This is a genomic window from Brevundimonas vesicularis (assembly GCF_027886425.1).
In the GTDB taxonomy this organism is placed as follows: Bacteria; Pseudomonadota; Alphaproteobacteria; order Caulobacterales; family Caulobacteraceae; genus Brevundimonas; species Brevundimonas vesicularis_C.
On record NZ_CP115671.1, the window covers coordinates 1,276,651 to 1,298,541 of the forward strand.

Annotated in this window: 16 protein-coding genes; 11 read left to right on the forward strand and 5 right to left on the reverse strand. The window is 65.5% G+C overall.

Features of this window, described 5'->3' with window-relative positions; translation table 11 throughout:
- Nucleotide 1: 1 nt before the first annotated feature.
- Entirely contained in the window at nucleotides 2-283 is a 282-nt protein-coding gene (locus PFY01_RS06380; protein WP_271042843.1) for a SemiSWEET family sugar transporter, read from the forward strand.
- A 198-nt stretch (nucleotides 284-481) separates the two neighbouring features.
- Here the strand turns inward: PFY01_RS06380 and PFY01_RS06385 are convergent, their stop codons facing one another.
- Both PFY01_RS06385 and PFY01_RS06390 read right to left on the reverse strand, forming a co-directional pair.
- Entirely contained in the window at nucleotides 482-1,906 is a 1,425-nt protein-coding gene (locus PFY01_RS06385) for a Y-family DNA polymerase (protein ID WP_271042844.1), read from the reverse strand.
- 7 nt (nucleotides 1,907-1,913) lie between these two features.
- Nucleotides 1,914-2,669 (reverse strand): ImuA family protein, encoded by a 756-nt coding sequence (locus tag PFY01_RS06390; RefSeq protein ID WP_271042845.1) that lies wholly within the window; start codon nucleotides 2,667-2,669, stop codon nucleotides 1,914-1,916.
- A 137-nt stretch (nucleotides 2,670-2,806) separates the two neighbouring features.
- Here PFY01_RS06390 and PFY01_RS06395 point away from each other — a divergent pair, with 137 nt between their 5' ends.
- From PFY01_RS06395 to PFY01_RS06410, 4 genes are all read left to right on the forward strand, one after another.
- Entirely contained in the window at nucleotides 2,807-3,145 is a 339-nt protein-coding gene (locus PFY01_RS06395) for a hypothetical protein (RefSeq protein WP_271042819.1), read from the forward strand.
- Nucleotides 3,142-3,453 (forward strand): DUF1810 domain-containing protein, encoded by a 312-nt coding sequence (locus tag PFY01_RS06400; protein WP_271042846.1) that lies wholly within the window; start codon nucleotides 3,142-3,144, stop codon nucleotides 3,451-3,453. Before PFY01_RS06395 ends, PFY01_RS06400 begins: the two co-directional genes overlap by 4 nt.
- 292 nt (nucleotides 3,454-3,745) lie before the next feature.
- Entirely contained in the window at nucleotides 3,746-5,257 is a 1,512-nt protein-coding gene (locus PFY01_RS06405) for a tryptophan halogenase family protein (RefSeq protein WP_271042847.1), read from the forward strand.
- A 226-nt stretch (nucleotides 5,258-5,483) separates the two neighbouring features.
- Complete coding sequence (locus PFY01_RS06410) at nucleotides 5,484-8,561, forward strand: TonB-dependent receptor (protein WP_271042848.1); 3,078 nt, start codon at nucleotides 5,484-5,486, stop codon at nucleotides 8,559-8,561.
- A gap of 64 nt (nucleotides 8,562-8,625) precedes the next feature.
- Here the strand turns inward: PFY01_RS06410 and PFY01_RS06415 are convergent, their stop codons facing one another.
- Together PFY01_RS06415 and PFY01_RS06420 are read right to left on the reverse strand one after the other, a co-directional pair.
- Complete coding sequence (locus PFY01_RS06415; protein WP_271042849.1) at nucleotides 8,626-10,032, reverse strand: tryptophan 7-halogenase; 1,407 nt, start codon at nucleotides 10,030-10,032, stop codon at nucleotides 8,626-8,628.
- Nucleotides 10,029-11,555: a tryptophan halogenase family protein gene (locus tag PFY01_RS06420; protein ID WP_271042850.1), complete on the reverse strand. Its 1,527-nt coding sequence runs from the start codon at nucleotides 11,553-11,555 to the stop codon at nucleotides 10,029-10,031. Before PFY01_RS06420 ends, PFY01_RS06415 begins: the two co-directional genes overlap by 4 nt.
- A 170-nt stretch (nucleotides 11,556-11,725) precedes the next feature.
- Between PFY01_RS06420 and PFY01_RS06425 the strand changes: the two genes are divergently transcribed.
- The 5 genes from PFY01_RS06425 (at nucleotide 11,726) to PFY01_RS06440 (ending at nucleotide 18,227) form a co-directional block, all read left to right on the forward strand.
- Nucleotides 11,726-12,736 (forward strand): LacI family DNA-binding transcriptional regulator, encoded by a 1,011-nt coding sequence (locus PFY01_RS06425; RefSeq protein ID WP_420197053.1) that lies wholly within the window; start codon nucleotides 11,726-11,728, stop codon nucleotides 12,734-12,736.
- 152 nt (nucleotides 12,737-12,888) lie between these two features.
- Nucleotides 12,889-15,414: a glycoside hydrolase family 3 protein gene (locus PFY01_RS06430; protein ID WP_420197054.1), complete on the forward strand. Its 2,526-nt coding sequence runs from the start codon at nucleotides 12,889-12,891 to the stop codon at nucleotides 15,412-15,414.
- 31 nt (nucleotides 15,415-15,445) lie between these two features.
- Nucleotides 15,446-16,099 carry a cation:proton antiporter gene (locus tag PFY01_RS15620; protein ID WP_420197015.1) on the forward strand — a complete coding sequence of 218 codons (654 nt, stop codon included), beginning with the start codon at nucleotides 15,446-15,448 and terminating at the stop codon, nucleotides 16,097-16,099.
- A complete protein-coding gene (locus PFY01_RS15625; RefSeq protein ID WP_420197055.1) occupies nucleotides 16,093-16,749 on the forward strand; it encodes a cation:proton antiporter in 657 nt (218 codons plus the stop codon). Before PFY01_RS15620 ends, PFY01_RS15625 begins: the two co-directional genes overlap by 7 nt.
- Before the next feature lie 47 nt (nucleotides 16,750-16,796).
- Complete coding sequence (locus PFY01_RS06440; protein WP_271042851.1) at nucleotides 16,797-18,227, forward strand: sugar porter family MFS transporter; 1,431 nt, start codon at nucleotides 16,797-16,799, stop codon at nucleotides 18,225-18,227.
- 61 nt (nucleotides 18,228-18,288) lie between these two features.
- Here the strand turns inward: PFY01_RS06440 and PFY01_RS06445 are convergent, their stop codons facing one another.
- On the reverse strand, nucleotides 18,289-20,145 hold the full coding sequence (locus PFY01_RS06445) for a glycoside hydrolase family 9 protein (RefSeq protein WP_271042852.1): 1,857 nt from the start codon (nucleotides 20,143-20,145) through the stop codon (nucleotides 18,289-18,291).
- Nucleotides 20,146-20,351: 206 nt separating this feature from the next.
- On the opposite strand from PFY01_RS06445, the gene PFY01_RS06450 reads away from it, so the two are divergent.
- Nucleotides 20,352-21,596, forward strand: coding sequence for an MFS transporter (locus tag PFY01_RS06450; protein WP_271042853.1), 1,245 nt, complete (start codon nucleotides 20,352-20,354; stop codon nucleotides 21,594-21,596).
- Nucleotides 21,597-21,891: the final 295 nt, after the last annotated feature.

The window sequence follows — 21,891 nt, forward strand, 5'->3', positions numbered from 1 at the left end:
CATGAGCGACCTGACAGCCAATATCGTGGGTACAGCGGCGGCGGTCTGCTCGATTACGAGCTTTGCGCCCCAAGCCCTCAAGATTTGGAAAGAGCGCGACGCGTCTTCGGTCAGCCTCAAGACCTATTCGCTTACCGTCACCTGTTTCATCCTCTGGGTGGTCTATGGCGTCATGACCCAAGCCTGGCCGGTGACGGTGTCGAACAGTTTTGCCCTGATCATGGCGGCGTCCGTCCTGATCATGAAGTGGCGATTTCGCGATGGCGATCCTGACGGGCATTAGGTCGCATACACCCGCTACCGCCTATCCTTCGCCTTGCCCGTGCCTGTCAGACGTGGCCCGGTTACAACCGGTATTGCTGGGGAGAGCCATGCAGACATGCTAGTTGTCCGATCAACAAGCGGCAGCCAAGGCCGACGGTCAGCAATTCCGAGACAGCGCGGACCACTCGAGATTGACATTGACCCCGGTCGAAAGGCGTCAGCCGAAGAGCCCGTGGAGCCACCAGCTGAGATCGCCGGTCTGAGACTGTTCGCCATCGCCGCGTCGAAAGACCCAGAAGCGCGCGCCAGCTTCGTCCTCCAGCTGGAAATAGTCGCGCACCGCATCGCGTTCGCTGTCACGCCGCCACCATTCTCCGAAGATCCGCTCAGGGCCGTCAGCGCGCCTGACGCGATGACGAACGCCGCGCCAGCTGAAGGCGACCGGCGGCTGATCGGGCAGAAGCGCAACGGCCTCGATGGCTTCAGGATGGGCGAGCAGGCGGGAGGGGCGCGGCCAGCGGCGCGTCCATGTTTCCGACACCGGCGGCGCGGTCGGCGATAGTTTGCGGATCGAGCGTTCGGGCACGTCGCTCTGCGCCGGGGCCAGTCGATACAGGTTCTGCGGGCCGAAACGATTGGCGAGCAGATCGACGAGATCGCCGATGTCGGGCGTCGCCGGACCGCCCAGATCGTCCGCGTTCGGCGACCAGTCCAGCGGCAGGACAACCGGCGCCGCCAGGACCATAGCCTCCACGCCGAGACCAGGATCGACGGTTTCGATCTTGTCGCACAGCAGGCGTGTGAGCCGCGCGACATCGCGGACGGGGCGCGCCAGGCCGACGCGGATGGCTTCGGTCCGGTTGTCGATCCGTTCGAACTGGAGGTCGAGCCGGGAGGCGCCCAGCCCTTGAGCTTCGAGCGCACCGCTCAGGGCTTCGACCAGTTTGAGCGTGTAGCGGGCCAGGGTCTCGGGCGCGCCGATCGGCTCGGCGAAGACCCGTCGGACCTGGATCAACTCCGGAGCGTCGATCGGGGTGATCGGCTCATGGGCGCGGCCGTAGGCCTGATCCAGGCGACGGATCAGCTCCGGTCCGAAGCGCAGGGCCAATGGCGCGCGAGGCTTGGCTTCCAGCTCGCCGATGGTGTCGATCCCCAGACGCACCAAGCCATCGACCATGTCGGCGGGCAGGCGCAAAGCGCGCAAGGGCAGGCGACGAATAGCAGGCCCCCCGCGCGCGACGACGATCGTCGGTTCGGCGAGGTTGCGGGCCAAGGCGTGGGCGGCGCCCCAGGTGTCGGCGAGGGCGGCGCGGGCGCCCAGACCGACAGCGGCGGTCTGGGCGATCAGATCCTCGAGCAGGCCCTCATCGCCGCCATAGCGGTGACCGGCCCCGGTGACATCGAGTACCAAGCCGTCAGGCGGGTCGGCGGCCACGATCGGCGCATAGCGCCGCAGCGACCAGAGGGCGAGTTGGTCCAGGGCGGCCGCGTCCCCGGCGGGGTCGAAGGGATGAACGACCAGATCGGCGACGAGGGCCCGGGCCTGGGTCGCGGCCATGCCGGGATACAGGCGATGGGCGCGGGCGGCGGGGTCGGCGGCCAGAACGACGCGTTTGCGGCCCTGGCGCCCGATCAGGACCATCGGCGTATCAGGCGACGGCGCGTCGGGTCCAAGCCGGCGTCGCAGCCGATCGGTCGGCCAGGTGGGGAGGTAGAGCGAGACGACCCGTCTCATCGCAGGCTTCCAGTTCGAATTCCGCGCAGGCTCCGGCGCGGCAGCGGATCAGTTCGACAAACCAGCGCGGGCGGCCGACGCCGGGCACGGGCAGGGGGGCGGAGGGCAGGGCGGTGACCCGCCAGCGGGTGGCGGCGGCGGTCGGCTGGCCGAAGTCCGCCGCCTCGGCCTGACGTCGCCATCGTCGGACCGCCAGTCCAAGCGAGCCCGTGTCCTCGGCGACCAGCTGCAGCCGCCGGGACGCCGTCATGGACAGGCGGGCCACTTCGCCGACGACCGCGCCGAAGCCGCCGTGACGCAGGCCGTCCTCGAAGGCGGCCAGCAATCCGGCCTCGTCCTCGGCCTCCACATAGATGACTCGGTTCGAAGACAGCCCCGCCTGCTCCAGCGCCGGCGCGAACAGGTCCGGGCGGGTCACACACCAGAGCACCGGCCCCTGGGTGCGCGCTGCCACACCGGCCGCAAACAAGGCGGCAACGGCCCCATCGATGGCCCCGTCGCCGCCGCCAGCCACCTCATGCAGCGCGCCGAGCGCCAAGCCGCCGGCGGGCAGCCGGCGATCGAGCGCGGCCAGTCCAAACGGCAGCACGCCGCCAGGCGGACGTCGACCCGCCTCGATACGGGCGATCTCCGCGCGGAGCGCCTGGAAGGATGGGGAGGCGGCGGACATGTCTCCTGAAACCGGATGCGAGCTGAATGTTCCTTATTTGTTCTTACTCAAGCGTGTGAGAGTCAAGGCGGATCGCAACGGCGTTGTGGATCGCCCTTTGGTCGGTACCATCCCGGGCGCGGCGCGTTAGCCCCACGATGACGCAGCCCCTCCGATACCCCACCACCCCCGACGGCCGCTATTTCGTGGTTCGAGGCCGGCTGTGGCGGTGCTCCAATCCTGCTCTGTCGGCGGAGGCGAGGGACGAACTGGCGTATGATCTGATGTCGGCGCGCCGGGCGGTGCGGACGGCCTTGGCGGCTGAGGATACGGACGCTTTGGCCGCAGCGCGGCGCAGCGTCGACAAGGCCAAGGTGGGGTTGGGTGAGCGGGGCCCTGTGTGGTGGACCGACGGCTCGCCGGATCTCAATCGACACATGGTGCAAAACACTACCTATGCAGACTGGTTCGCCAGTCTGGGCGAGACGGCCGAATGACCACAGGACTCGACCGTTTCGTCCTAGCTCAAGACCCCGTGTTCGAAACGGCGATGGCCGAGCTCGCGGCGGGTCGCAAGACAAGCCACTGGATGTGGTTTGTCTTCCCCCAGGCCCGGTCGCTGGGACGGTCTTCGACAGCCGCCTTCTATGGCATCGGATCGCTCGCGGAGGCGCAGGCCTATCTGCTGCATCCCGTTCTAGGGGCGCGTCTCATCCGCGCAGCCCAAACCGCGACCACGGCGCCGGCGGCGTCGGTGCTTCAGCTGTTCGGATCGCCCGACGATCTCAAATCCGATCATCGATGACGCTATTCGCCGCCGTGGCGGCCGATCCGACCGTGTTCGACGCGGCGCTCGCGCGCTGGGGCCTTTCGCCTGATCCGTTGACCGCAGAACTTGTGTTGACCGCCAGGACGGGACCGGATCGTCTTTAAACAACTATCAGAGGCTTTACTGCGCCTAGCGCCGTTCTAGAAAAAGGCTAAACACATAAACCTAACGAGCATGATGATCGATTCCGCGCCACCACGGCCACGGAACAAGCTAATACCATTGGTGAATCCGCAATCGAGTCCGATAATCGTGACTGAGGTGCAACTTGGCTGACTCATCCTTGATCATAGATCGCATCGTCATCGTCGGGGGCGGCACGGCGGGGTGGATGGCAGCGGCCGCGCTGGCGCATGCGTTCGCGGGCGCCGGCAAGACCGTGACCTTGGTCGAATCCGAGGCGATCGGCATCATCGGCGTCGGCGAGGCGACGATCCCGGAAATCCTGAAGTTCAACGCGCGCCTGGGGATCGACGAGGCGGACTTCCTGCGTCAGACCAAGGCCACGTTCAAGCTGGGGATTGAGTTCGACGGCTGGCGACGCGAGGGCGAGCGCTATTTCCATCCGTTCGGCGCCTTCGGGCTGGATATGGAAGGCATCGCCTTTCATCATTTCTGGCTGAAAGCCTGCGCCGAAGGCGGGTCGGAGCCGTTGGAAACCTATTCCATGGCCTGGCAGGCCGCACGCCGTGGCCGTTTCGTTCATCCGCAGGGCGGGCCGCAGTCGCCGTTGTCCAGCCTGGGCTACGCCTATCATTTCGATGCGGCGCTATATGCCGCCTTCCTGCGCCTCTTTGCGGAGGGGCTGGGGGTCGTTCGGCGCGAAGGGCGGGTGGTCGAGGTCCAGCAGGCGGCGGATGGCGACATCACAGGCGTAAGGCTTGACGACGGGCGGGTCGTCGAAGGCGACTTCTTCATCGATTGCACCGGCTTCGTCGGCCTTCTGATCGAGCAGACGTTGACGTCCGGCTATGAGGACTGGAGTTCCTGGCTTTCATGTGACAGCGCTGTCGCCGTCCCATGCGAACGGGAGGGGGCGTTGTCTCCTTACACACGGTCGACGGCGCGCGAGGCCGGGTGGCAGTGGCGCATCCCGCTGCAACACCGGGTCGGCAACGGCTACGTCTATTCCTCGGCGCACATCTCACATCAGGAGGCCGAGGACGCGCTGATGTCGCGGTTGGAGGGCACGGCTCTGGCCGAGCCGCGTCGCCTGCGGTTCGCCACAGGCCGGCGCAAGGACTGCTGGAAGCGCAACTGTGTGGCGGTCGGACTGTCGAGCGGATTCCTCGAGCCGCTTGAATCGACCAGCATTCACCTGATCCAGAGCGCCATCACCAAGCTGATCACCCTGTTTCCGTCGCACAAAAACAGCGAGGGCCTTCGCCGTGAGTTCAACGCGCTGATGGAGGAGGAATTCGTCACGGTCCGCGACTTCCTGATCCTGCACTACAAGATCAACCAGCGAGAGGGACCGTTCTGGAGCCAGATGCGCGACATGCCGATCCCGGACCGGCTGGCGGCCAAGATCGCCCTGTTCGAGGATACGGGTCGGATCATCAGGCGCGACCATGACATCTTTTCCGAGTCGAGCTGGCTTGCGGTCGCGGTGGGGCAGGGGCTGACGCCGCAGGGGCGTCACCCGATTTCCGACGTTATCAGTCATGACGCCAATCTGGGCCGGCTGTCAGCGATCCGAGACAGCATCTGGCGCACGGCCGACGCCCTGCCGACGCACGAAGATGTTCTGGCGACGACGATGAATCGCAAGGCGTTTTGAGACCGGGCCTGCCGCCTGAAAGCCGTGTCAGCAGACTGGCGTCCTTCGCAATGGTGGGCGCGCGCCGCTTCTGAACCCGCTGATCAAAAACGCGCCAAGCTTGTCGCGAGGCGTTGACATCGCTGTCAATCAGTAGTCCAACACGCTCGCGGACGGTCGATCAAGGCTGCCGAAACGATTGCGACGGGCTGAACCGTCCTCGGGGGGATCAGAAGTGAAGTCAGAGATGTTCCAAGCCGGCTATGCGCCCGCCGCTCGCGGGCTGCGCCGTTCCGTGTCCGCCCTGGCGTTGACGGTCGCCGTCGTCGGCGCAACCGCCGCCCACGCCCAATCGACGCCGGCGCCCCAGACCCCCGCCACGGACGATGCGGCGCAGGTCGACGACGTCGTCGTCACCGGCATCCGCGCGCGGATCGCATCCTCGCAGGCGATCAAGCGCGACTCCGACACCTTCGTCGATGCCGTGACCGCTGACGACATCGGGGCCCTGCCGGACAAGTCGGTCAACGAAGTGCTGCAGCGCATCCCCGGCGTGAACATCAACCGCTTCCAAGGCCCAACCGACCCCGACCACTTCTCGGTCGAAGGTTCCAACGTCATCATTCGCGGCCTGTCCTACGTCCGCTCGGAGTTCAACGGCCGCGACGCCTTCAGCGTGAACACGGGTCGCGCACTGGGCTTCAACGACGTGTCGCCGGAACTGCTTTCGAGCGTGCAGGTGTTCAAGAATGCGACGGCCGACAGGATCGAAGGCGGTATCGCCGGGGTTGTCGATCTGCGCACCCGCAAGGCGTTCGACAGCCGCAAGTTCGTCTTCGGCGCGACGGTCGAAGGGTCGTACGGCGACCTGCGTGAAAAGCCGGGCCTGGGCTTCTCGTCCCTGATCAGCAACGTCTGGGACACCCAGTACGGTTCGTTCGGCGCCCTGCTTAGCTATGGCGAATCCGACCTCTATTCCGAAGCGTACGGCAGCCACCTCACCGACTTCACCTACCGGTCCGATCTGTCGAACGGCGAGGATCGCCGCTATGTGCCGCGCGGTGGTGCGGTGCGGACCCAGCAGTTTGACCGTTCGCGTTCGACCCTGGACGGTTCGCTGCAGTGGGAATCCACCGACGGCCGCGCCAAGCTGACCGGCGAATACATCCGCGCCGACTCGACCTCGGCCTGGGGCGAGCGCGTGGTCGAGGTCGATCTGGGCAGCGGCGGCAATCCCACCCCCCTGCCGGGCCAGTCGTTCACCTATGATTCCAACGGCGTCTTCACGAGCGGGCTGCTGGTCAGCAATGCGCCGAACCTGCAGGTTCTGCCCAAGCGTCAGCGCGATCTGCAAACCCTGACCGAAGACTTCTCTCTGGCCGCCGAGTTCCATCCGACCGATCGCCTATCGATCTGGTTGGATGCGCAGTATAGCAAGGCCAGCGCCGACGATCTGGACATGAGCGTCTATGGCGCCATCACGCCGCTCTACACCTTGATCGGCGAAGGGCGTCATGGCGTGCCGGACATCCAGTTCGTGGACGCCTCGGGCCAGCCGTCGGCCAGCACAAACGATCCGTCGAACTTCTACTATCGTTCGGCGATGGACCACATCGAACAGTCGGACGGTGATCAGACCGCGTTCAAGGCCGACGTCAAATACGACTTCGACAACTCGCCGCTGCGCGCCATCCGCATGGGCGCGCGCTATTCGGACCGCGAGCAGACGCGGCGCTACACCGCCTATAATTGGGGTGCGATTTCCGAGAGCTGGGCTGGCGGCGTCACGCCGTTCCAGACCACAGGTCCGCTCGCTGTCGAAGCGTATGACTTCCCCAACTTCCAGCGCGGTCACAATCCGACGCCGATGAACGGCTTCTATCCGACAGCCGATCTGATTGCGGCCTATAGGGACGGCACGCTGCAGGCGGCCTTGGCTGCAGCGAGCAGCTCGGGTTCGACCTGGCGTCCGCTGGATCAGCGTCCGGGCGCCATCGCCGGCACGCCCTTCCTGCCGGGCGATATCAACAACTCGGCCGAACAGACGACATCGGCCTATGTCCGGTTTGACTTCGGCTGGGATGATGTCTTCGGTCCGGACACCGCCATCACCGGCAACTTGGGTGTTCGCTACGCCAAGACCGACTTCCAGACGCGCGGCTTCATCTCCAGCCCCAACATCGCGCAGAACTTCGGTGATGCGAACGGCAACGATCCGCGCTTCCCGGGTCAGAACATTCCGGTCACCCAGGCCAATGCGGCGGCCATCGCCCGTTTCCGGTGCTCGACCGTCCAGCCGGGTCAGTCGGCGCCGGGCTATTGCCTGCTGTCGAACGACCGTCTGAACCAGCTGGTCGCCTTCAGCGACGGCAGCTTCCAAGAGGTCGAGCGCGGCAACAGCTATGACGACTGGCTGCCCAGCCTGAACGTCAATCTGAAGTACAAGGAATGGGTGTTCCGCGGGGCCGTGTCGCGCGCTATGACGCGCCCGGACTTCGGCGTGACGGCCTTCGCGGCCACCCTGTTCTACACCGACATGAACCAGGTCCGGGACAACGGCGGCGACGTCAACACCGCCCCGCTGCTGACCACTTTCACCGGCGGTTCGCAGCTGACGGGCGTCCGCTCGTGGAACTACGATCTGGGTGTGGAATGGTATTTCAAGCCGGGTAGCTCGGTGACCTTCAACGCCTTCTACAAGGACCTGTCGGACATCCTGGCCAGCGGCTCGACCGTCCAGCAGTTCAGCAACGCGCAGGGCGTCTCCACGGATGCTCAGGTCAACCAGCAGGTCAATATCGGCTCCGGCTGGATCAAGGGCTTCGAGGTCGGTTATCAGCAGACCTACAGCTTCCTGCCAGGCCTGTGGAGCGGGTTGGGTATCGAGGCGAACTACACCTACGTCGAGCCTTCGACCTTCCCCAATGCTGTGACCGAGCCGCGTTATGTGGGTCTGGAACTGCCGTTGCAGCAGCTGTCGAAGCACACCTACAACTTCTCGGTCTTCTACGAGCGGGATCGTCTTTCGGCGCGTCTGGCCTACAACTGGCGCAACGGCTTCCTGCTGACGCCGCGCGACGACGTGAACCCGTTCTCGCCGATCTTCAACGACTCGACCGGGCAGCTTGACGGTTCGATCTTCTACACCCTGAACGACAACTGGAAGATCGGCCTGTATGGCGCCAACCTGCTGGACGAGGTCACCGTCACGCAGCAGCAGACGTCCTACAACCTGAACGGCGCGAACCAGGCCGGCCCGCTGGCCCCGCGCTCCTACTTCCGCAGCGACCGTCGCGTGACGTTCAGCCTGCGCTACACCTTCTAAAACTTCTTCTCTGAGCGAAGACTTGGGGCGTCGATCTGATCGACGCCCCTTTTTTCGTTCTGGATCAGCCGCCTTCGCGCAGCCTTTCGATGAACTGAGCATGGGCGGGCAGGGCGGCCAAGGTCTGGTCGAAAGCCATGACCATTCGCCCCAACGAAGCCGTTGCGCTCTTGATGTCCAGACGGTCGGCCTGGATGTCGTAACGGCGCGGCGTCAGGCCAAGGCCGGCCATCAGCATGGTCCAGTGCTGTGCGTCGTAGGGATCGCCATCCAGGCCGACACCGGCGTTGCGAGACGTGAACTGAGCGATGCGACGCGCCAGGTCGTCGCCAGCCGGGGTCAGTCGCTGGCCTTGCGATCCGCACAGAAGGATCAAATGGAGTCTATCCGCGCGGTGCGCGATGTCGCGAACCACCGCCTCATTATAGGCTTCGGCGCAGGCTGGAATCTGCTCGGACGCGCCTGGCAGCGATAAGACCAGGTGTGTCAGCTGTCGCTCCAGCGCGGCGCTATCCAAGCCCAAGGCGTCGCCAAAGCGCGCCGCCGCCGGACCAAGAGCAAGACGACGGCCGCTCCAGGGATGCGTATCCAGGCCGGGGGCGAGGGCGACGTCCGACTGGGCGGCGACATCAACGCCGCCCAACCAAGCCGCCAGCGCCGCCTTCGCAACGTCAGCGGTGGTGCGATCTGCGGCGTAGGCCAGGCTGGCGAAGCCGCCGCCGGGCAGGGGGTTGCGACTGGCCAGCCCTTCGACCAGGTTGGTCATATCCAGACGCGGCGCGTGGTCGCCGCCCGCGTAGCGCACCGTCAGACAGCGGTCGTAGCCCAGGCGCGCGGTCCAGTCGCCGTTCCCGTCAAAGGCGCCTTTCGCGCGCGTGTCCAAGGTCATGAAGGGCGCGATCTCGCGGGCGTCGTTCACACCTTCTCGCACGCCGGCGCGCCTGGCGATGTCCCGCAGTCGCGCCGTCAGAACGCGCGCGTCCAGCATCAGTCTGGGACGAAGAAGGGAGCGCGGCGACTGCCGATCCGGGCTGGGATGAGCGTAACGACCGGCCGCCATCACGCGCGCCTGAAACTGCAGCGGCGCCAGAAGCGCGGCGTAGTCGGGGGCGGCGGGCGACTGACGGGCGGCGCGCAGCACGATGTCCGCCAGCGCGACCCCATCGATCCCAGGCAGCGGCTCCTGCTCGACAACGGCGATGTCTCGCCCGTCGCGCCATTTTCGCAGCAGCGAGCCGAGGAAGAAGCCGCCGTGGCCCAGAGCCAACAGGTCGGCGCCGTCAGACAACTGGACGAGCACGCCGTCTGGATCAGCGATCACGACCTCGGGCTCTTCACCAAGCGCGGGAGGAGCGGCGGCTTCGATCAGGACCGAATTACCAGACGGCAGGTGGCGGGCCAGCAGCGCGGCCGCCGCCCAAGCCGCTAAGCCGGCGCCCTGAATGACCCAAATCTTTTCGGTTCCGCTCATCGGAGGCTACCTGCGCGCGCAGCCGCATCGCGGATGAAGGTCATGTGATCGGGCGTTCGATCGACGGTCGATCGGACGTCGTCGCACAGGGCTGCCAGCTTGTCGGACAAGACGTGTGGTTCCAGCCGATCGACGCGCGGATCCCAGCCGTTCGGAACGATGTTCTGCCCCACCAGTACGGCGAGCCAGCTGGGCGGCAGGAAGACGCCGATGTCGTAGTCGGGAAGCAGGCCGCGCGACTTAAAGGCCTCGACCTTGGCCGACAGACTGTCTGGCCAGGGCATGGTTCGCATCTCGCGCCAGAACGGCTCGTCACGCTGGTTGGCGACATAGTGCAGGACGAGGAAGTCACGAATCCGGTCGAACTCCAGCGCCATGATCCGATTGTATTCTTGGGCGTCCGCTGCCATCCCGACCCGGTCGGGAAACAGATCCAGCAAGGTCGTGATCCCCAACTGGATCAGATAGATGCTGGTGGACTCCAGCGGCTCAAGGAAGCCGCCGGACAGGCCGATGGCGACGACGTTTCGGCTCCATAGCCTTTGGCGTCGTCCGGTCTTGAAGCTCAGCCGACGCGGCTCGGCTAGCGCCGGACCTTCCAAATTGGACATCAGGGTCGCCACGGCGTCCTCGTCCGAGATATGGGCCGATGAGAAGACGTGGCCGTTTCCGGTGCGATGTTGCAGCGGAATGCGCCATTGCCACCCCGCCGCACGGGCCGTCGCGCGGGTATAGGGGCCGACCGGCGCCGTCGTCTGGCACGGCACGGCGAAGGCGCTGTCGCAGGGCAACCAATGGCTCCAGTCCTCGAACGTCGTCTCCAGCGCCTGATTGATCAGCCTTCCGCGAAAGCCAGAGCAGTCGACGAACAGATCGCCCGAGATGCGGCGCCCGTCCGACAGGACGACGGCGTCGACATCGCCCGTCGCGCCATCCAGGACATGATCGACAACCTTCCCTTCGGTGCGGACCACGCCGCGCCCGCACGACACCTGGCGCAGGAAGGCGGCGTAGAGACTCGCGTCGAACTGAAAGGCGTAACTGAAGGTGGACAGGATGGAGCCGGGGTCGGAAACCGGCCGCTGGAAGCGGTTCGCCTCGGCCGCCCTGACCGGATAGCTGTAGTCGCTGATGTCGGCCGCGTCGCCCATGGCGCGGCGCGCAGCCCAGACATGGTGGAAATCGATCCCCTCGATCGGCTCGCCATAGGCGCCGAACGGATGGATATAGCTGTCGCCGGGCCGTCCCCAGTCCACGAACTGGATGCCCAGTTTGAAGGTCGCCTGCGTCTGGTCGATCAACGTCTGTTCGTCGATGCCCATGGCCGTGTTGAAGGCGCGGATGTGGGGCAGGGTGGCCTCGCCCACGCCGACGATGCCGATCTCGTCGGACTCGACCAGTTCGATTGAGACGGCGCTGCCCGCCAGACGATGAGACAGGGCGGCGGCCGTCATCCAGCCAGCGGTTCCTCCGCCCAGGATGACGATTTTTCGGATCGAACCGGCATCGTTTTGGATCATCATGCCGACTGTCTAGCAGACCATTTTTCGGCATGACAGCGATGGACAAGCCTGACCATAAGCTGTGTCGGCATCGCCTTTTCGACCGGGGATGTTAGAAGCGATCTGAGCGACGTTCAGGGGGACGGGTTTTGGCGACGGTGACGATCTATGACGTGGCCGCGAAGGCGGGCGTGTCCATCAAGTCCGTGTCGCGCGTGCTCAACAACGAGCCGAACGTCAGCCCCACGCTGCGAACCAAGGTGGAGGAGGCGGCTGCGTCTCTGGGTTATCGGCGCAGTCTGTCGGCACGTAGTCTGGCGGGGGCGTCGTCGTCGTTGATCGCTGTCCTGGTGGACGCGGATCTGACCATCGAACACTGGAAGAGCGGGCGCGGCAGCGACTATCTGGGGCGTCTGGAGTTCGGCGCCCTGATGGAGGCGCGCCAGGTCGATTACCATCTGATGATCGAGTTGGTGGATCACAACTCGGCCGATCTTGAACGCGATCTCATGGCGTTGTTGAACTCCATCCGGCCCGAGGGCGTCATTCTGACCCCGCCGAACTCGGACAATACGGCGGTGATGGACGCCCTCGACGCGGCGGGCACGCCCTATGCCCGCATCGGGCCGGAAGCGGCGTTCGATCGGGGCTTCTGCATCGAGATGGACGAACGGCGCGCCGCGTTGGAGATGACCCGTCATCTCATCCACCTCGGGCACACGCGGATCGCCTTCGTCACCGGGCCTGTCGCCTATGGCGCCAGCCGGCGTCGTCTGGCCGGTTACAGGGACGCCATGGCCGAGGCTGGCTTGGATGTGGCGCCAGCTTGGGTGGTGGAGGGCGACTTCACCTTCAACTCCGGGGCGCTGGCGATGGAGAAACTGCACGAGACCTCGCCCGACATCACGGCGATCTTCGCCAGTAACGACGATACGGCCCTTGGCGTCCTGCAATGTGCCGCGAGACTGGGGCTGTCGGTGCCCGGCGACCTGTCGGTGGCCGGTTTCGACGATTCGCCCGGCGCGGGTTTCAGCACTCCGGATTTAAGCACCATCCGTCAGCCGGTAGCGGAGATGGCTGCCGCCGCCGCGCAACGCCTTATTCCGCCTCTTCGTCGTCTCTTGGACGGCGACGCCGCCGCGCGTGTCATCGTTCCGCATGATCTGATCGCGCGCCAGTCCACGGCTCGCATCAAGCATTGAGAGGCAAGCTCAGGCAGCTGTTGACAGCGCTGTCAGACGTTTGGCACAGTGGGTTTCGTCCGGGGCTGTTTCGGACATCCATATCGGCCTGAAGGCGCGTCTCCGGGGTTGGCTTGGGCGGCGTGGCGGCCGCAACGATCAGGTCTCCCTCCATGCGCATGGCCGCCACCGCCCTGGTGATCACCCTCATGTCGAGCGCCTGCGCCATCGACCCCGGCATGGCTCGGGCCGTTCCAGTTCAGGCCGTCACGCCCCAGGCCTCCATCGTGACCGACGCGACGCGCGCCCATCCGGCGCTTTGGCCCCGCGCAGCCTCGCCGGCGGCGATGACGGATCGGGCGACGGAAGCCTTCGTCACCGAACTGATGAGCAGGATGACGCTGGAGGAGAAGGTCGGCCAGACGATCCAGGCGGACATCGGCTCGATCAAGCCTGAAAACCTGCTGACCTATCCGCTCGGCTCGATCCTGGCGGGCGGCAACTCCTCGCCGGGCGGCGACGAGCGCGCCTCGGCCCAGAAGTGGGTCGAACTGGCTCAGGCCTTCCGCGCGGCGGCCGCCCAGCGGCCGGGCGCCAGGATCCCGCTGATCTACGGCATCGACGCCGTTCATGGTCACAACAACATCGTCGGCGCCACCATCTTTCCGCACAACATCGGCCTGGGCGCCGCGCGTGATCCCGACCTGATCCGCCGCATCGGCGAGGCGACGGCGCTGGAGGTGGCGGTGACGGGCGCCGACTGGACCTTCGGCCCGACCCTGGCCGTGCCCCAGGACGACCGCTGGGGCCGCGCCTATGAAGGCTATGCCGAGAACCCGGAAGTGGCGCAAAGCTACGCCGGCCCGATGACCCTGGGCCTTCAGGGCGCGCTGTCGGCCGATCATCCGCTGACGCCCGGCCATATCGCGGGATCGGCCAAACACTTCCTGGCCGACGGCGGCACCACGGGCGGCAAGGACCAGGGCGACTTCGCCGGGTCCGAACAGGAGATGATCCGCACCCATCTGTCCGGCTATCCCCAGGCCATCGACGCCGGCGTGCTGTCGATCATGGCCAGCTTCTCCAGCTGGAACGGCGTCAAACATTCGGGCAACGAGACCATTCTGACCGACGTGCTGCGCGGCCCGCTGGGCTTCGATGGCTTCGTGGTGTCGGACTGGAACGCCCATGGCCAGCTGCCGGGCTGTTCGAACGAAAGCTGCGCCCTGGCCTTCAACGCCGGCATCGACATGTTCATGGCCCCCGACAGCTGGAAGCCCCTTTACGAAAACACCCTGGCCCAGGCCAAGTCGGGCGAAATCCCGATGGCGCGCCTGGACGAGGCGGTGCGCCGCATCCTGCGCGTCAAGGTCAAGACCGGCCTGTTCAACGACAGCCGCCCGGTCGAGGGGCATCTGAACGAGCTGGGTTCGCCCGCCCACCGCGCCCTAGCGCGCGAGGCGGTGCGCAAGTCGCTGGTGCTGCTGAAGAACGAGGGCTCGGTCCTGCCGATCCGCTCGGGCGCGCGGGTGCTGGTCGCCGGTCACGCCGACGATATCGGCCAGGCCTCGGGCGGCTGGACCCTGACGTGGCAGGGCACGGGCAACTCGAACGCCGACTTCCCCAACGGCCAGTCGATTTGGAGCGGCATCCGCGAGGCGGTCGCCGCCGGCGGCGGCCAGGCGACGCTCAGCGCCGACGGATACTTTACCCAGAAGCCCGACGTGGCCATCGTCGTCTTCGGCGAAACCCCGTACGCCGAGTTCCAGGGCGATGTGGACACGCTGGACTTTTTGCCGACCGAACCGCTGGAGACGTTGAAGCGCCTGAAGGCGGCGGGCATTCCGACCGTGTCGGTCTTCCTGTCGGGCCGCCCGATGTGGACCAACCCTGAGATCAACGCCTCCGACGCCTTCGTCGCCGCCTGGCTGCCGGGTACGGAAGGCGGCGGGATCGCCGATGTGCTGATCGGCGATGCGGCGGGCAAGCCGCGCAACGACTTCACAGGAACCCTGTCCTTCAGCTGGCCCAAGACCGCCAAGGGCGAGCCGCTGAACGTGGGTCAGCCGGGTTACGACGCGCAGTTCGCCTATGGCTACGGCCTGACCTACGCCCGTCCGGCGCGGGTCGGCGCCCTGTCCGAAGACAGCGGCGTCGTCGGGTCCGGCAGCAATCTGGATCGCTATTTCGTCGATGGCCGCTTCGTCGCGCCCTGGTCGCTGATGCTGCGCGACGCGGGCGGCGAGTTCCGTCTGGGTTCTGAAAAGAGCGGCGCTAGCCCGCGCGGCGGCGTGTCGGCGCGCGCCACCGACGGCGCAGGCCAGGAGTCGGCCCGCGCCCTGATCTTCTCGCAGGGCGGCGGCCAGGCGATGATCGTGGCGCAGCCGGTCGATCTGACGCGCCAGTCGAACGGCGAGATGGCCATCGCCTTCCGCTACCGCGTGGACGCCCGCGCCAAGGGGCCCGTCTTCCTGACCCTGGGCGCCGGTTCGGTCGACATCTCCGGCCTGATCGGCGCAGCCCCCGTCGGCGAATGGCGCACGTTGAAGGTGCGCCTATCGTGCCTGCGTGACCGTGGCGCCGACATCGCCGCCGTCGACCAACCCTGGGGCCTGCGCACCAACGCCGACTTCGCGGTCACGGTCGAGGATATCCGCCTGGCGTCGAACGAGGGCGACGCCGTCTGTCCGACGCAGTAGGCTGGCGCTCGCCAAGGGGGGAACCGGCCGCATGACCAATGCTGAACTGAGCGTGGCCTTCTTCCTGCAGATGGCGATCATCATCGCCGCCTGCCGCATCGTGGGCTGGCTGGCCAAGCGCTACTTCGGCCAACCGCAGGTGGTGGGCGAAATGATCGCCGGGGTGATCCTGGGCCCGTCGTTGTTCGGCCTGTTGGCACCGGACTTTCAGGCAGCCCTGTTCCCTAGGGAGTCGCGGTCGATTCTGTTCGTCGGCGCCCAGTTGGGCGTCGGCCTCTACATGTTCCTGATCGGGCTGGGCTTCCGTCGCGATCACTTCAGGGCCAATGCGAAAAGCGCGGCCGCCGTGTCGCTAGCGGGCATGGCGGCGCCCTTCCTGGTCGCCGTAGCCATTGCGCCCTGGCTGGTCGCTGAGGGTCTGTTCGGGCAGGGCGTCCAGACCTGGCAGGCCATGCTGTTCATGGGCGCGGCCATCTCGATCACCGCTTTCCCCATGCTGGCGCGCATCATCCATGAGCGGGGCCTCAGCGGCACGCGGCTAGGGTCGTTGTCTCTGGCGGCCGGCGCCATCGACGACGCCGGCGCCTGGTGCGTCTTGGCCATCGTTTTGGCCAGCTTCGGCGCCGGGCCGATGCTGGCCGTGACGGCCATCGCGGGGGCGGCGCCTTCGCCCTGTTCATGCTGACGCTGGGACCGAAGCTGCTGGCGCCGCTGGGCCGGATCGTCGAGCGGGAAGGGCGGCTCAGCCCGACCGTGCTTGGGATCGTGCTGATCCTGTTCATGCTCAGCGCCTGGGCTATGGACGCAGTCGGCATCCATGCCGTCTTCGGCGGCTTCATCCTGGGCGTCGCCATGCCGCGCGGTCTCTTGAGTGACGAAGTCAAGCGTCAGCTGGAGCCGTTCGCCGTGCTGGTGCTGCTGCCGATGTTCTTCACCTTCTCGGGGCTGAACACCCAGCTGACCATGGTCAATAGCCTGGGGCTGCTAGCCGTGACCGTCGTTATCCTGCTGGGCTCCATCCTCGCCAAGGGCGGCGCCTGCTGGGCCGCCGCGCGCCTGACGGGTCAGGACAACGCCACGGCCATGGGCATCGGCGCCCTGATGAACGCGCGCGGCCTGATGGAGCTGATCATCATCAACATTGGCCTGCAAAAGGGCGTCATCGGCCCGGCCCTGTTCTCCATCCTGGTGCTGATGGCCATCATCACCACCCTGATGGCCTCCCCCCTGTTCGAATGGGTTTACGGCCGGAAAGCGAGGGCGCGGGGCGAGCTGGGCGGGTTGAACGAGTTTGATCCCGAATTGCCGGGTATCACGGAACGCCAGCAGGCTTAGGAATAAACGCCCGAACCATTTTGCGGGCTTTTGGAGGGAATATCGAGATGGCAGGACCGACGGGTGGCTCCGGCCCCGACATCGCGGGCGACGACCGCGTCAACATGGCCTTCATCGCCCTGATCGTGGCGGTCGCCACCATCGGCGGCTTCATGTTCGGCTACGATTCCGGTGTCATCAACGGCACCCAGGACGGGCTGGAGGCGGCCTTCAACCTGTCGGCCCTGGGAACCGGTTTCAACGTCGGCGCAATCCTCTTGGGCTGCGCCGTCGGCGCCTTTATCGCGGGACGTTTGGCCGACGCCATCGGCCGTCGCACGGTCATGCAGATCGCCGCCGCCCTGTTCATCGTCTCGGCCTTCTGGGCGGGCGCGGCAGACACTTCGGCCCACTTCATCATCGCCCGCTTCATCGGCGGCCTGGGCGTGGGCGCGGCCTCGGTCCTGTCGCCGGCCTATATCTCCGAAGTGACCCCGGCCTCGATCCGCGGCCGACTGTCGTCGGTGCAGCAGATCATGATCATCACCGGCCTGACCGGCGCCTTCGTGGCCAATTACGCCCTGGCCAAGACCGCCGGCGGATCGACGGCAGAGTTCTGGCTGGGCTTCCCCGCCTGGCGCTGGATGTTCTGGCTGCAGGTCATCCCCGCCGCCGTCTATCTGATCGCCCTCCTGGTCATCCCAGAAAGCCCGCGCTTTCTGGTCGTCAAGAAGAAGGACGCCCAGGCCGAGGCCGTGCTGTCCAAACTGTTCGGTGCGGGCGCCGGTGCGCGTAAGGTTCAGGAAATCCGCGCCTCGCTGGCGGCCGACCACAAGCCCAAGTTCGCCGATCTGCTGGACCCCGCGACCAAGAAGGTGCGCCCGATCGTCTGGGCCGGCTTGATCCTTGCCGTGTTCCAGCAACTCGTCGGTATCAACATCGTCTTCTACTACGGCGCGGTGCTGTGGCAGTCGGTCGGCTTCTCCGAGAACGACGCGCTGCAGATCAACATCCTGTCCGGCGTCCTGTCGATCGCCGCCTGCCTGGCCGCCATCGCCGTCATCGACAAGATCGGCAGAAAGCCTCTGCTGCTGATCGGTTCGGCCGGCATGTTTGTGACCCTGGCTGTCGTCGCCTGGTGCTTCTCCAAGGCCGCTCTGATCGACGGATCGCTGCACCTGGACGACCAGACCGGCCTGATCGCCCTGATTGCGGCCAATGCCTATGTGGTTTTCTTCAACTTCAGCTGGGGCCCGGTCATGTGGGTCATGCTGGGCGAGATGTTCCCCAACCAGATGCGCGGTTCGGCCCTGGCCGTCGCCGGCTTCGCCCAGTGGATCGCCAACTTCGCCATCTCGGTCAGCTTCCCGTGGATGGCCGCCACCCTCGGGCTGGTCTTCACCTATGGCTTCTACGCGGTCAGCGCCCTGATCTCCTTCTTCCTGGTCCAGGCCTGGGTGAAGGAAACGCGGGGTCGCGAACTGGAAGAGATGGCCTAGGCGTTTCACACGCTAGCTTCCGCCGTCCGAAGAACGGCGGAAGTCTTGGACTTGCGACGTCTCAATGGTCGTCGATGAAGGCGGCGACCCAGACCAGGGGCGCGTTCCAGTTGATGGCCACTTCGTTCAGGGAATAGGCGCTGATGTCGTCGGCCCAGCAGGTCTGGGCCGCGCATTTGCCGACAAGCGTCTTGGCCACATCATCAATCATGGCCTGATTGTTCGGCCCGCCCGACAGGGCGCCCGCCGGGGGTAGGGGATAGGCCGGGTCGGCCTGATGCGCCCAAAAGCGATGGTGCGGGTTCTGGACCGGACGATCGCCGTAGCCGGTCACATAGGACCGATCCATCGGATTGCGGCCCAGAACATAGTCCAGTGACCAGATCACCGCGTTGCGGAAATTCCAGTCGCCGGTGTAGTCGAAGGCGGAACCCAGGATCACCGCCCGGCTCATCAAGGCGCCGTTCGAGCCCCATTCGTATTTCTCGCCCGCGACCGGCAGGCCGTAGCCCTGACCATAGCCGGCATCGACGTATGCGCGGGCGGCCGCCACGATGTTGGCGCGCACGGTGACCAGATCCTCCGGCGGCAGAACGTCCGGCACAGTCGCCAGCGTCAGCGATCCTAGCGACGCCGTCCAGGAAAAGCCCGGATCGCCAGTCGCGCTTTTGCCCGACAGCGGTCCGCCCAGATAATAGGGCGAAGTCTTCAGCGCGGTCAGATAGGCCGGATTGCGCGTCGTGGCCAAAAGCTCGGCCGTGGCCCAATAGAATTCGTCCGAGAAGTCGTTGTCGCCATAGGCGCCGCCGCCGGCGAAGTTCTCTCCGGCCCGAACGTCGCGATTGCGCAGCGCCGCGCGGAAGGCCCGTTGCGACGCCGTCAGACATTGGCGCGCGAACGCCGGGTCGATGTCACGCCAGATCCGCGCGCATTGGGCGCCGACCGCGGCGAGATTGAGCGTCGCGGCTGTGCTGGGCGGATAGAGAAGGCGCGGCTGGGGATCGTCCGCCGGGGCCATCGGCAGGCCCGTCCACTGCGCATCATGCACCTTGTGATGGACCATGCCGCCGGCGTCGATCTCGGTCAGGGTTAGCGGCTGACCCGGCACCTGGGCGCCGACCGGGACCTTCAGCTTCACGCCGTCGGCAATCTGCATCTTCAGCAGGAACTCGATCTCGTAACGCGCCTCGTCCAGCAGATCGTTGACGCCGTTTCCGGCCTCGGGAATGTCGACCTTGCCGTCCGCAAAGGCGCTTGCGCCGGGGCCGCTCTTGGTCATGGCGCGTTCATAGGCGTTCAACAACATCCAGACCGAGATGCCGCCGTTGACGACGTATTTTCCGTGGTCGCCGGCGTCATACCAGCCGCCGGTGACGTCCAACGTATAGTCGCATCCGGGCCAGACCACGCCGGCCGTGTCCGCGCCCGAGAAGCAGGCCGCGACCTCGTGCGGGTGCCCGGCCGCACGCGCCAGATCCGGCCGCGCGACATGATCCGCCAGGATCGGCACACCCGCTCGATTCTGATAAAAATAGGCCAGGGCGTCGTACTTCAGTCGCGCGTGCGGATGCTGCTGAATCGAAAAGGGGCGGCTCTCGTGCGATCCCACGATCAGCCGATAGCCTTCGCCAACGGTCTGCAGAGATTGGAAGTCAACCGTATGCACGGCTTGGCCCGAGGCGGCGTCTTGGCCGAAGACCTTGGACGTGCCTTGGGCCACGTTAGCGCCCGCCGGGTCCACCACGCGCCAAGGCAGGGGGCGGGTGGCCCGATCCTCGACCGTTGCCGTCTTCGGCCCTTGGGTTTCGAACCCGATCTGGCTCATCCGGACGGCGCTGGTCTCCGTCTCCGCCTGTGCCGCACCGAAGGCGGCCGCTAGGGCCACGGCCGCGACGCTCGCGCTCGATCTCTTTCTCACCCCAACCTCCCTCAAGGCCTGTGTACTTTCATGAGCGACGCCCATACGCCGACGTGCCGCACGATCCTCGCAAAAACCCTAGCATCTGACAGCGTTGTCACAAGTGATTTGCTGATCGCATTTTGTTGCAGCTACTCACACCGGATGACGCGATGATCGCGCTAGCAAGCGCGTCGGGCCACGTGCCATAGAGGCGGCGCCGCTCGATGGAGGAGGGTGAAGTTTCCAACCGTTCTCAAACCCGTCGCACGTCTCTGGTGTTGGCGGCGTATTTGGTGCTGTTCCTTGCCGCCTTCATCGGTCTAGCGCCCCTGTTCCAAATCGTCGCTCCGCTCCACGCCGCCGCTCTTGACGCCCGAGGTAAAACGGAAATCCTTAGCCGGGCCATGGTCTGGGGCGCGATCACGGCCGCCGTGGCGAATATCGCCATGGGCGCGATCAGCGACCGGACGCGTTCGCGGTTCGGGCGTCGCCGACCTTGGATTGCGCTCGGAGCGGTGCTGACGGTTTTAAGCTACGTTGGCATATGGCGGTCGTCGACGCCGGACGAATTCGTATGGGCCTTGGTCGGATTTCAACTTGCGTTCAACGTGCTCATGGCTCCGCTCTCAGCTGTGTTTGCGGATCGCGTACCGATTTTGCTGAGAAGTACAGTCTCGGCGATGCTGGGACTGTCGTATCCGCTTGCTGTCGCTCTGGGCTCCAGTCTGATGGCGCTCGGTCCGCAGTACGAACCCGGCAGATTAGCGCTTCTGGCGAGCATTCTTCTTAGTGCAGCCGCTTTCTTCCTCATCGTTTTCGATGAGCCTTCTTCGGAACGACAACCTATAGCGCCGTCGTCTCAGACTGGCGGGAGCGGATCGCTGCTTGCGCCGTTTCGATCACGCAACTTCGCTACAGTCTGGACAGGTCGCCTTCTCATTGCGACGGGCTACGCTCTTGTCAGCATTTATCTGCTTTATTTCGTTTCCGACGCAGTCGGATGGCCTGGTCGTACTCCGGAACGTTCCCATGCCGTGCTAACGACCGTCGCCTTCGTGAGTGTCGTAATCATCGCTAGTTTACTGGCGATGTTTGGGACGCGTATTTCGCGGCGGCAACCCATTGCTCTGGCGGGAGCGGTGGCCCTTTGTGTGGCGACCGTTGCCTTGGCGATCGCGCCGTCATGGACAGTCGTGGTTTTCGCCTTCGCGATCTACGGTTTGGGGCAAGGGGCCTATGGATCCGTGGAAATGGGTTTGATGGCGGATGCCCTTCCCACACAAGACAATCGTGGTCGGGATATGGGCCTCAACAATCTGGCGGTCGCCTTACCTCAGGCGATGGCCCCAATCGCCGCCCTCATTTTGGAACAGGTGGGCTTCGATATTCGAGGCCTCTACGTCGCTGCGGCAGCGTGTTTCGCTGCTGCTGCGGTCGTCATGAGTCTATTTCGGTCAGCCCGGACATGAGCGTTGTCGGATTAACCTGCACGGGCTGAAGCGTGCTGTCAGGCTGACCAAGGCAGGACACACTTTGCCCCTACACATAAAATCTCAGGTGGTGGCCGCCACCGATGCTGCCTGAGCTTCGGCGCGGCAGCTACGAAGGGTGGGGCAGGTCATCAGATGTCTCAAGGATCGCAGACGGATAGAGATCCGGTCGATCATCGACATCCACGTCTGATCGCCGCAGCCGTGTTTGACACTCAGGGGGAGATTGAATCCAGAAGGATCTGACTATCCTCAAGAGGGACTCGTCCTGAAG

Bases quoted from the DNA above. Each gene is read 5' to 3' on its own strand.
- PFY01_RS06380 (WP_271042843.1), top strand. From the start codon at position 2: ATGAGCGACCTGACAGCCAATATCGTGGGTACAGCGGCGGCGGTCTGC.
- PFY01_RS06385 (WP_271042844.1), bottom strand. From the start codon at position 1,906: ATGGTCCTGATCGGGCGCCAGGGCCGCAAACGCGTCGTTCTGGCCGCC.
- PFY01_RS06390 (WP_271042845.1), bottom strand. From the start codon at position 2,669: ATGTCCGCCGCCTCCCCATCCTTCCAGGCGCTCCGCGCGGAGATCGCC.
- PFY01_RS06395 (WP_271042819.1), top strand. From the start codon at position 2,807: ATGACGCAGCCCCTCCGATACCCCACCACCCCCGACGGCCGCTATTTC.
- PFY01_RS06400 (WP_271042846.1), top strand. From the start codon at position 3,142: ATGACCACAGGACTCGACCGTTTCGTCCTAGCTCAAGACCCCGTGTTC.
- PFY01_RS06410 (WP_271042848.1), top strand. From the start codon at position 5,484: ATGTTCCAAGCCGGCTATGCGCCCGCCGCTCGCGGGCTGCGCCGTTCC.
- PFY01_RS06415 (WP_271042849.1), bottom strand. From the start codon at position 10,032: ATGAGCGGAACCGAAAAGATTTGGGTCATTCAGGGCGCCGGCTTAGCG.
- PFY01_RS06420 (WP_271042850.1), bottom strand. From the start codon at position 11,555: ATGATGATCCAAAACGATGCCGGTTCGATCCGAAAAATCGTCATCCTG.
- PFY01_RS06430 (WP_420197054.1), top strand. From the start codon at position 12,889: ATGCGCATGGCCGCCACCGCCCTGGTGATCACCCTCATGTCGAGCGCC.
- PFY01_RS15620 (WP_420197015.1), top strand. From the start codon at position 15,446: ATGACCAATGCTGAACTGAGCGTGGCCTTCTTCCTGCAGATGGCGATC.
- PFY01_RS15625 (WP_420197055.1), top strand. From the start codon at position 16,093: ATGCTGACGCTGGGACCGAAGCTGCTGGCGCCGCTGGGCCGGATCGTC.
- PFY01_RS06440 (WP_271042851.1), top strand. From the start codon at position 16,797: ATGGCAGGACCGACGGGTGGCTCCGGCCCCGACATCGCGGGCGACGAC.
- PFY01_RS06450 (WP_271042853.1), top strand. From the start codon at position 20,352: ATGGAGGAGGGTGAAGTTTCCAACCGTTCTCAAACCCGTCGCACGTCT.